The organism is Kordia aestuariivivens, from assembly GCF_014397005.1.
Classification (GTDB): Bacteria; Bacteroidota; Bacteroidia; order Flavobacteriales; family Flavobacteriaceae; genus Kordia; species Kordia aestuariivivens.
On the sequence record NZ_JACGWS010000030.1, the window covers coordinates 1 to 2,500 of the forward strand.

General features: G+C 45.0%; 2 tRNA genes and 2 rRNA genes (1 of these 4 cut by a window edge). All 4 read left to right on the plus strand.

The annotated features are described in order from the left end of the window. Positions 1-234: 234 nt before the first annotated feature. Positions 235-1,756: ribosomal RNA gene (locus H2O64_RS23845) — 16S ribosomal RNA — on the plus strand. Between the two features lie 84 nt (positions 1,757-1,840). Then, positions 1,841-1,917 (plus strand) — tRNA-Ile (locus H2O64_RS23850). Between the two features lie 102 nt (positions 1,918-2,019). Beyond that, positions 2,020-2,093: transfer RNA gene (locus H2O64_RS23855), tRNA-Ala, on the plus strand. 172 nt (positions 2,094-2,265) lie between these two features. Beyond that, positions 2,266-2,500: ribosomal RNA gene (locus tag H2O64_RS23860) — 23S ribosomal RNA — on the plus strand; it runs 2,589 nt beyond the window's last position. The 16S and 23S rRNA genes sit together here with 2 tRNA genes alongside, the layout of an rRNA operon.

A 2,500-nucleotide genomic window follows, 5' to 3' on the forward strand; every position in this document is an offset into this window, starting at 1 on the left:
AAAGAGCTTCAAAAAAAATCTTAAAAAAGTTTTGTTAGAAACAAAAAAGGGTTTTATATTTGCACCCGCTTTCTACGGGAAGCAAAGTAAAGATAAAAAGAAATTACGAGTTCATTGACATATTGATTAGCAGCAATTATATTGGCAACGATATAATGATAAAAACATAAGCAAAGACAAATTTTGAGAATATTAGATTTTTCTGAAGTTGAAGAAATAATTATTAAAGAAACAACGATGAAGAGTTTGATCCTGGCTCAGGATGAACGCTAGCGGCAGGCTTAACACATGCAAGTCGAGGGGTAACATTGTAGCTTGCTACAGATGACGACCGGCGCACGGGTGCGTAACGCGTATGAAACCTACCTTATACAGGGAGATAGCCCAGAGAAATTTGGATTAATACCCCATGGTACTGTGAATCCGCATGGATTTATAGTTAAAGATTTATCGGTATAAGATGGTCATGCGTTCTATTAGTTAGTTGGTAAGGTAACGGCTTACCAAGACCGCGATAGATAGGGGCCCTGAGAGGGGGATCCCCCACACTGGTACTGAGACACGGACCAGACTCCTACGGGAGGCAGCAGTGAGGAATATTGGACAATGGTGGAGACACTGATCCAGCCATGCCGCGTGTAGGAAGACTGCCCTATGGGTTGTAAACTACTTTTATAGAGGAAGAAACGCAGATACGTGTATTTGTTTGACGGTACTCTACGAATAAGGATCGGCTAACTCCGTGCCAGCAGCCGCGGTAATACGGAGGATCCAAGCGTTATCCGGAATCATTGGGTTTAAAGGGTCCGCAGGCGGTTGTTTAAGTCAGAGGTGAAAGTTTGCAGCTCAACTGTAAAATTGCCTTTGATACTGAATAACTTGAGTTATAATGAAGTGGTTAGAATATGTAGTGTAGCGGTGAAATGCATAGATATTACATAGAATACCGATTGCGAAGGCAGATCACTAATTATATACTGACGCTGAGGGACGAAAGCGTGGGGAGCGAACAGGATTAGATACCCTGGTAGTCCACGCCGTAAACGATGGTTACTAGCTGTTTGGACTTCGGTCTGAGTGGCTAAGCGAAAGTGATAAGTAACCCACCTGGGGAGTACGATCGCAAGATTGAAACTCAAAGGAATTGACGGGGGCCCGCACAAGCGGTGGAGCATGTGGTTTAATTCGATGATACGCGAGGAACCTTACCAGGGCTTAAATGTAGAGTGACAGGGGCAGAGATGCCTTTTTCTTCGGACACTTTACAAGGTGCTGCATGGTTGTCGTCAGCTCGTGCCGTGAGGTGTCAGGTTAAGTCCTATAACGAGCGCAACCCCTGTTGTTAGTTACCAGCACATTATGGTGGGGACTCTAACAAGACTGCCGGTGCAAACCGTGAGGAAGGTGGGGATGACGTCAAATCATCACGGCCCTTACGTCCTGGGCTACACACGTGCTACAATGGTAGGTACAGAGAGCAGCCACTGCGCAAGCAGGAGCGAATCTACAAAACCTATCTCAGTTCGGATCGGAGTCTGCAACTCGACTCCGTGAAGCTGGAATCGCTAGTAATCGGATATCAGCCATGATCCGGTGAATACGTTCCCGGGCCTTGTACACACCGCCCGTCAAGCCATGGAAGCTGGGGGTACCTGAAGTCGGTGACCGTAAGGAGCTGCCTAGGGTAAAACTGGTAACTGGGGCTAAGTCGTAACAAGGTAGCCGTACCGGAAGGTGCGGCTGGAACACCTCCTTTCTAGAGCGACGAGGAAGAATTTATATTTAAAAGAGTTGTTTTTGCTTAGCTGTTAATTAAGAAATTGAACAAAGATACAAGTAGAGTCTCATAGCTCAGCTGGTTAGAGCGCTACACTGATAATGTAGAGGTCGGCAGTTCGAGTCTGCCTGAGACTACCACTACTTTGTATTAAGGAAATTCTAGAAGAAGACTATCCACCAACAAAAGTCGGTAACAAGCGACTGCATACTGCAGACTGTGGACTGTTTACTTAAAGAAATGGGGGATTAGCTCAGCTGGCTAGAGCGCCTGCCTTGCACGCAGGAGGTCATCGGTTCGACTCCGATATTCTCCACAAGGCAATGCTTTGAGATATTTATATTTCAAGAGGTATTGCAGATAATTATTTTCAGATTTATATCTGGTTATGATTGATCAGAAAGTTCATTGACATATTGAGATAAAAGAGAAACGAGATTAATAAAATAATCTTCGAGAGAATTAAAAATAATAAAGAGGCAAAAGTACAATAAGCTAATTAAGGGCGTATGGGGAATGCCTAGGCTCTCAGAGGCGATGAAGGACGTGATAAGCTGCGAAAAGCTGCGGGGACAGGCACATACTGATTGATCCGCAGATATCCCAATGGGGCAACCCACTATATTGAAGATATAGTATCCGCAAGGAGGCGAACCCGGAGAACTGAAACATCTAAGTACCCGGAGGAGAAGAAAACAAAAGTGATTCCGCTAGTAGTGGCGA